Source organism: Pseudomonas caricapapayae, assembly GCF_001400735.1.
GTDB classification, from domain to species: domain Bacteria; phylum Pseudomonadota; class Gammaproteobacteria; order Pseudomonadales; family Pseudomonadaceae; genus Aquipseudomonas; species Aquipseudomonas caricapapayae.
The window spans coordinates 1-8,297 of sequence record NZ_LJPW01000166.1; the positions used below are offsets into that span (position 1 = coordinate 1).

3 protein-coding genes are annotated in these 8,297 nt (G+C 51.3%); 1 reads left to right on the forward strand and 2 read right to left on the reverse strand.

Going from position 1 to position 8,297, the window contains the following annotated elements; translation table 11 throughout:
* Window positions 1–129 precede the first annotated feature (129 nt).
* Both ALO80_RS25450 and ALO80_RS25455 read right to left on the reverse strand, forming a co-directional pair.
* Window positions 130–3,159: a hypothetical protein gene (locus tag ALO80_RS25450; RefSeq protein ID WP_055010977.1), complete on the reverse strand. Its 3,030-nt coding sequence runs from the start codon at window positions 3,157–3,159 to the stop codon at window positions 130–132.
* Between the two features lie 27 nt (window positions 3,160–3,186).
* A complete protein-coding gene (locus tag ALO80_RS25455) occupies window positions 3,187–7,026 on the reverse strand; it encodes a hypothetical protein (protein ID WP_055010978.1) in 3,840 nt (1,279 codons plus the stop codon).
* A 301-nt stretch (window positions 7,027–7,327) separates the two neighbouring features.
* On the opposite strand from ALO80_RS25455, the gene ALO80_RS31070 reads away from it, so the two are divergent.
* Window positions 7,328–8,224, forward strand: coding sequence for a hypothetical protein (locus tag ALO80_RS31070; protein ID WP_144434252.1), 897 nt, complete (start codon window positions 7,328–7,330; stop codon window positions 8,222–8,224).
* The last annotated feature ends 73 nt before the right edge of the window (window positions 8,225–8,297 follow it).

Here is an 8,297-nt window from a genome sequence, read left to right on the forward strand (position 1 = left end):
CTCATGAAGTTGAAGGCGTTGGAGTGCAGTGAGGTGGTGGTGGACATGGGAGAGCCTCGGTTGCTGTGGTGGCAACTCGCGGGGCGCGGCAAACCAGATACGCTGCGAACGCCCAGACTGCTGAGAGATTCAGATAACGTTGAGGAGTAATGTATTGCGGCTGTCCGCAATATCCATCGAGGGAAAACCGATTGAAAGCGCATGTTGATTGCCATTCATATCCAGCATCCGGATTTTCAACGGCGTCTCCAGTAAACGCGCATCAGCGCGTTGAACAGGCTGAGCATCCTCCATGTTAAACAATCCGATCATCCACTTTCTTTCAACGCATTCATCCAGAGAAAAGACGTCGCCGATATTGGTCTCGCCGGAATTTGATTCGTCGGGATGACGGTCATCGTCTCCGTACCTGACGAGCTTTAACTGGTAACGAGGGGTTATCAGACGTGAGGGTGTTGTCTGAAAATACTTGACATCGTCGGTCCGAAACAAACTGATCATCAATTGCCCCTCACCCACGCTTTGTCCTGAAACAATATCGCCATCCAGCGCCTTACCCGACATGACATCGTCCAGCTGGTCGTCATACTTGATAGTGCCCTGTTCACCGTCGATGTTCATATCGTTAAAGAGGTAGCCGGTGTAACTGAACATTGTTTCGTTACGTCGGCGGCTTTCCCACTGAATGGTCGATTGATTGCCCTCGAATTCACACCTTACAAATCTCACGGATTTCCCGTCAGTACCGACAAACTCCAGTAGCCAGTAATCAGTCGTTGTCAGGAAATAATCATAATCCTCCTGCTGAGGAGGATTGTTGCCACCGCCCGCAACACGTCTAGGTGAAAACTGATAGTTCGTTGCCGGAAATTTTTGCGGTGTAACAGGGCTGAGTTCAATGGTGTAGGGCGCCTGCTGGCTGTTTTCGTTCGATGCATGCGGTACCGCATATTCATCAACGAATTTCGCAAAGAACGTTTCAGGGTTTTTTGCTTTCGTCTGAACATACACCCGTCGGCGGGTCACGCGATTTTGTACCTCGTGGACAGGCTCATCGACCGTTTTCAAAAAGGGGGCATACCGGTTGAAACGGTTTTCCTCGCTATTGACCACCCATGTATAAAAGTCGTTGTCTTCGATACCGTCCTGACCTGTGGCCAGGTAATCCAGTTCCTGACCACTGTTCCTGTGCACAATCGTCAAGCTGCTCATTTCCTCCGGTGTCACAGGATAATCCTGGCCATTGACTGGCTCGGTTTCAATCTCGACATCCACCGCAATTTGTTGATAGCCGTTGGCAAATGCGGAGCGCTGGTCGGCAGGTGCAGTCAATTTGAAGTTAGCAAGTCTCAACCAGGACTTTTCTGCACTGAAATCCGACAGTTGTACGATGCTGTAGCCTTCTGCATATACGATTCCATCGATTATCAATTCACACCGTACCACACTGACCGGCGAGTCAATCTGTGCAGGGGCTGAGAACAGTCCGTCCTGAGTGACAGTGCCTCCACCGCTGGCGATACTCCAGCGAATATACTCTGGGTCGTAGGGGCTGACCGAAAGTTGAACCTGCGCCGAACGGCTCATTCCAGAACTGTAAGGAGGATGGACATCCAGCGTCGGAATCGCTGCCAGTAACACCACAGAAGCCATTGTGGCCGAGCCGGTGGTCAAGTCCTGGACCTTGATTTGCTGCACTGCCATGACTTCGCTGCCAGGCAATGTGCTCGGCGGTGTGTAAATGGCACTGTTTCCTGTACTAACAAGGCTGCCGTACTGCCCTCCCGGCAGCGACCACTCCAGCGTGCCCCCGCCCAACGTCGAAGCTGAAAATGCGACCGGACGAGCATTGATTTCCGCATAGCTGACACTTGATTGAGGCGCGACCGTCATCCCGTCAAAGACCACAGCAATCAGCGCAGATGCCTGAACAGTCCTGTCTGCGACCTTGTCGTAATAACTGGCCGTTACAATATTGCGCACTGTTTCCTTGCCAAGATTTTGAGGGTCGACACTCCTGTAGAGCCCCAATGCAGAAATACTCCCGGCACTGTGAGTGGTGTTGATGCTGTGGACATTCCAGGTGACGGCGGCACGATTGAATCGTTTTCCGGCCTGTATCAGGTCAAATTTTTGCGTATGACCCGCCTGTATCACTTTAAATAATGGCTCCAGTGTAACGGTTGTTAGCGTCGGGTCAATATTGCCAAACACAATCATATCGTACGGGTTGTGCCGGGAGCTTTCTACAAATATGTTCTGGCCGGGAAACAACAGGCTGTTGAGCAAGTCAAGTCGTTGCTGCTCTATGTATTGAACCATGTCGTAAGACAGCACCAGCGCCGCCGAGTAAAGGTCACGCCCCTCAGCGTCCTTGTCATCCGGAATGAAATACGGAAAGCCACTGCCTTCACCCGGAAGATAGCCAGGTGAAGGCTTGCCTCTCAACCCGATGAAAATCACCACGCCACCTTCGCCATAGTTTGCGGATTTTGCGTCCTTGGCACCCGGCGCAGCCTGGGTCAGGATACGGAAGGTTGTCGGGGTCAGCGGGTTGTAGCCTTTCAAGTCCAGCATGCCAAGCTCGAATACCCGTTTATGACGTGGCAGAACCTGTATAAGTGACTTAAATGCCTGACCAATGCGATGCTGGATATTGAGCTGGTTTGCGAGATTGGTTGTGAATTCAGACCCGTCCTTCAAATCCAGAGTGACCCGTCCACACTTGTCGACTTCACCCACCGCCGTTGTCAGATTGACAGTCATGATCAGCTTGAAACCTTGCTGCTCGGAGAGCTTGAAGCTGGAGTTCATCATTGCCGGCCGACCGGGAAACGCTGAAAATGAGGTGACCGTTCCGGCGATAAACCACAGGGTCAGTGTGGCCTGCGAGTTATCCAGAGAGGCGGTTTCAAACGATAGCAACGGCTGACTCAGAATAACGGCTTCGAGATCCATCCACTCGTCACCGTTCTCTGTCAGCAAAATATGCGACACGTTGAATGGCGGCAGGAAACTGAGTTCATCGAAACCCGCGACGAATTGCTGTTCCAGCAGCCGATTGAGTCGCGAACGACCAAAAATGGAAATAGCCCCCCAGTCGGAGGTGGAAGGGCCGTCTTGCATGGACACCAGCAACTCGTTTTTTGAATGACTCATGACACATTCCTTGTGTTGATAAAATGGCTACTTTAAGTGGGGCCGGTAAGCTGGTAAAAACTCAGGCGTCATGGGGGCGGTATCCTCCGGGTAGTCGAACAGCGGCAGGGGGATCAGTATGTAACCCGTGAAGTCGGGGAATAGAGTAAACCTGGCAAGTATTAAAACAAAGTTATGGTCGAGTGGTGAAGGCGGAGTATACAGGCCGTTCTCAATGCGGCCTGAGCCGAGTAATATTTCCCACGTGATATTTTCGATGGGTATTACAGTCGTGCCCGTTTTCACTATTAATCTTGTAGACGCTACAGAAGAATAGGAAAAATCTCTCATGACATTAAGCGGTAATGCAGCGTTTAATACCATAAGGTAACTCGACCTCTCTTTCCCGGTCTGGATATTTTTGACGACGATTTCTTCAATAAAGTAAGGTACCCCCGCAGCGGCCGGAGGTGCTTTATAAATGTTTTCAAAACCGTCGCTTTTTGAGAGAGCACCGCCATTGGAAGGCGTCTTCAGTGACCATTGCAAAGTGCCGTCGCCTCGGCTGCCTGCTGACAGTGAGCGTGCTTGATTTGCGCCACACGTTTGAATAACCGGATTGACGGCAATATCGCTGATGACTATCGATATGAGGGCCGAACTGCTGTAGTTGCCTGATCTGGCGGTTATCTTGACCCGAATGAAGGGCGCGCCATCAACGCTGGGTGGAGCGAGGTAAGTCCCATCGGCGCTTATTGCCCCCGCATAGCCCGTCTCTCCAGCGATCCTCTCAGCACTCCAGGTCAAGCCAGTCATGATGGGGGCGGTGGTAAATTGCACTGTGTCACCTACACCGACCACCTGCTCCAGTGGACTGATCGAGAAATGCGTAATGGAGGCTCCTAGATGACCAAACAGTGCCATATCGCCAGGCAGGGCTACGTCATCGAACACAATAGAGTCGCCGCTTTTGAACAGAATGGATTGCAACGCGAATACATTGATATCAGGCAGTTCTTCCAGCACATACCTTAACGCTATATTTAGTTCACCCCTGGCCCGGCTCTCTAGAAGCGCCTCGGTAGATCTGAAGGCACGTTCAGCGACTGGATCATTGAGGGGAGGTGGCTGATGGACTGGAAAACCTATCTCGGATTCGTCCACGCTCAGATTGACAGGTGTCAAGATGTGCGTTTCAGAAGAAATCTCGTAATTACAGTGTAAGGCAATATTAAATGCTGCATTAAAATAAGCATTTTTGGTCGCAGGCCAAGTGTCGGCTCTGATGGATGAGTCCACTGCTTTAAGGTCGGAAAGTTTTAACGCTAGATCTATCTTGCCGTCTTGAACACGCCCCGTTGCACCGGAATCCATTTCTAGGTTGGTTTTGTCGACAGCCAATGTAATTTCGCACTGAAAATCTTCGTAGCGAAATCCATAGTGAATGTTCCTGAACGTAGGGTTGCCAGTGCGCAGTGTCTTAAACCCTTCTGCACCTTCTGGCAACAGTATCCAGTCGCCAGGCGCTATAAGCCCTTGCCTGACCATGGCTTCGCCAATGGTCGCTTCCAAAAATAACTTGTTACTCATTAACAGCATGGCACTGTTATTGGTGTCATTGGGGATCAGGTAGGGAAAGTCTGCACCTGGGTTGCCGCCATTGTTTTCACCTTCCATGGCAACCAATACCAGCACTGATCCATCGCCATAATTGCTCGCGTTGCGCTTTTTGCTTCCTGGTGCTGCCTGAGTACGCAACTTGAAAGCGGCGGGTTTTATGACGTCGCCCGGGTGCTTTGTAATCTCACTTATTGTGACCCTGCGTTGACTGTCAGGCAGGCGCTCAAATAACTCCCTGAAAAAAAGTCCACCGAGTTCTTGCTCATGCAGAAAGTCGGAAAAGCTCAGGCTGAAATGGCTGCTTTTACTCAGGTCCAGGATGACCTTTCCGGCACTGTTAATACTTCCCGGTACGTCAACCAACTCCACGTCCAATGTCAGGGCTGGGCCGTTAAGCGGGTCGATGATACTGATGAGTGTCGGTTCTTTACCGCCGGGGATGTGGGTAAACGTAACCTGCGTACCACCGACGACTTTCATCGTCAGCTTGGCGTCTGCTGTTTCACGATCAATGTTGGCCGTTTCAAATGAGAGCCGTGGGTAGTCCATCTGATAACCGGTTATAAACTGACCGGTTGCCATGGTCGTGGCGATATAGCGCTCAATAGGGCGCAGATAGTCGCCCGTGCTGAAGCGGTTGATATACTCCTGCAGCAAAACAGTGTTGGTGTCTTTCCGGTTGAACGCCAGGATGGCCCCCCACCCCATGGTTCTCGGCTTTACTCGCATCCAGTCGATCAATTGATTTTTAGACATGCCAACCGTGGCGTGATCCACATAATCACGCGATGCATCATCGGGTGGTTGAATACAAACGTTTAACTCAACATTGTGATCGTCGAGTTGTTTAATTGCCAGTAACAATGGCAGAGCAGGAAACGTGGTAAGCGAATTCCCCTCATCAAAACTGACAGACACATTGAGTGTCAGAGGCGCACCGTCACCCAGCTGCGTCAGGAATGACTTGCTCAGGGTTGCCGTGACCTTGCCTTGGTCAATATGCGTTTGCGTAATGGGAAAATCGCTCAACAGCCGTTCGCTCGTCCAACTGCTCGCTTCAATGGTAAGGCGTTGGCCGGGGGCCATGAATATCCACTTACCCAGCGTCACGACTGCCCCGGATTCCGGTACACAATTCAACAGCAACTTTCCGATATCGGTACAGCAGCATTGTACGGTGGGGTAGCTGTGGGTGGGTAAAGGCCTAATGCGCAGACTAAATACTTCAGAGGTGATGAGGGTTTTTGCCGACCGATTGATCCGATAGAGCACATTAACGCGCTTGTCCATGTTGGCCGGCACCGCGCTGGCTGGAATCAAAAACAGGCGTTCGTCATTGGGGTCGGAAACGTTGGCAATGTAGTGTCCACTGGTACCGAATCCTTGCCAATGAACTTCTACGGTGTCCCCGTCGATCAACTCGACGCTTGCAGGGATCATGACCCTCGCTCCGGCCCTTAACGACAGTGCATCGATATAGCCTTGCGCGGGCGCCTTTGTGTGCGGACGACCAGTACCTGAAGTTTCCGGAAGGGCACCGTCAATAATGGGTGCAAGCGGGTGAAAAGCCTTTTCAATCAGAATGCTCAGTGCGTACGAGGACTCAGCTTTTCCGTAACGGGCGTATTGATATTCAAAGACGGCTGTCGCGTCTTTATTATTTTCCAGCCACGACTGCTCGACAGTGAACTGGAGTGTGCCTTTATCAATAATGGATTGGTCGACCAGCAGGTAGTCAATGACCAGCGGCTCACCAGCCCCGCCTTTGATATAGCACAGCACGCCGTCATCGACCTGAATATCGGTATAAACTTCAACGTTCAGTTCCAGCCCCAACGGATAATCGTCAGGGTCAATCGGGCCGCCCGTGTGATTTTCGATACTCAACGCTGTCAGGCGTCCAGCAGGAGGGGGCTTGATGGCGATCGTCTGCTTTTCGGATTCGACAGATCCCCCTTGCGCGTCTGCATACTCCACCCGGTAGCTTATCTGCGCAGTGCCGCCGTCAATGAACAATGCATACACCGGGTCCAGACCCCAGCTGAGTACTTGATCTTTGATGACTACGGTATCCGCGCCGATGAAAGGCTCATCGCTGCCGCCGTCTTGGAAAAAGCCCTGCCAGGTGATGTGCACAGTATCGCCTGGCGTCGTGCGCGCAGAAGGTGCTATCGCCAGTGTATAACTGCCCTTGACGGGTATATCCCAAGCATCCAGTGCCAGAGCATGTGATTCTTTTAGTTGTACTGGGGGTAGAGAGCTGTCCATGTGCTGGGTTCCATCCATATGGTACGGCGAACCGACCTTCGGTGCGCGTGACGATTCTTGATAATCAAGGTATAGGTCTGAAACCCACGCTGCCAACCTACTAAAAATGCTAGGTCATACACGTTCACGCAAGGTGTTAATTTGAACTGCGCTGAATGACAAGTGCGTTATTTACCTGGGAGGCACGGCATGAATCACGTAATCACTGTAGTGTACTATTTTGTTTTTTCGGTCTTGTTAGTGGGCTGTTCAAACGGATTGACTCAAGCGTCAGCCCCCCCCCGCAGCATCGGCTGGCACCGTGACCTTATATTTTGATGATGGCACGCCGCAATGTACTTTTCAGGCTGCGTCGGCTGTTCATGCGTTTCCGGAGGCCCCCCTGTCAGATAGCGGGCTTTGCAAGTATCTGAAAGGCGGTGGTCATATAAGATTAAACGATTTGCCTTCGGCCACCCAATTATGGCTTGTCAATGGACGCCCAAAAATAGGGCAGCTCCCCGTCAATCCAAGGCTTTGCCATTTATCTGAATCTGATGCTTTTAGCTGGTGGCAGTTGACGACCATTAAAAACCCTACCACCACTGACCCCTCTATAAATGGAGGGCGAGTCAGGATCGCTGACCTGAAGACCTTAAACATCGGTGATGTCGTGGTTCCTGGCCTTAGGCTTACGGATCATCAGGTCTATGCTAGTTCTACAGAGCCGGACCAAGTGAACTGTTTGATTATCGAAATATCACCCCTGTCAAAAGTCGAAGTCCCTTCCAACTTTGCAGAACCCGCCAAAATCACCCTCGAGGGTGCCAACGGTGAAAACCATTGCACCCTTGATTTCAAGACCCAAAACTACGTATTCAAAGGCAATGCCTATTGCAACAATGATGAAGCGATAAAGCTAGAGCTTGAACACGCGCCTTCTGCCTCAAACATCCTGCTGTTCGATGATTACACGTGCGACCGCAACGATGACGGCAATTACTTCTGGGTTTATCTGCGAACCATAAAAGAAGACGTGTCGACAGTTAACCTTATCGACCTTGATGACATCGCTGCGACACCAATCGGCAACGTAGTTGCCCCTGGGATCAGATTAATGGATCGCTATCAAAAGCCGGGGGAGTCCATGAAAAAACGCACTTCGTGCGTGCAGATCCAAGTGGATGCTCCACCGCTGCCCCCGGTAAAAAAACCTTAACCTGATCGCTTATTTGAGGCATGCCCATGTCCACCACCACCTCACTGCACTCTAACGCCTTCAACTTCATGAG

Bases quoted from the DNA above. Each gene is read 5' to 3' on its own strand.
- ALO80_RS25455 (WP_055010978.1), bottom strand. From the start codon at position 7,026: ATGGACAGCTCTCTACCCCCAGTACAACTAAAAGAATCACATGCTCTG.
- ALO80_RS25450 (WP_055010977.1), bottom strand. From the start codon at position 3,159: ATGAGTCATTCAAAAAACGAGTTGCTGGTGTCCATGCAAGACGGCCCT.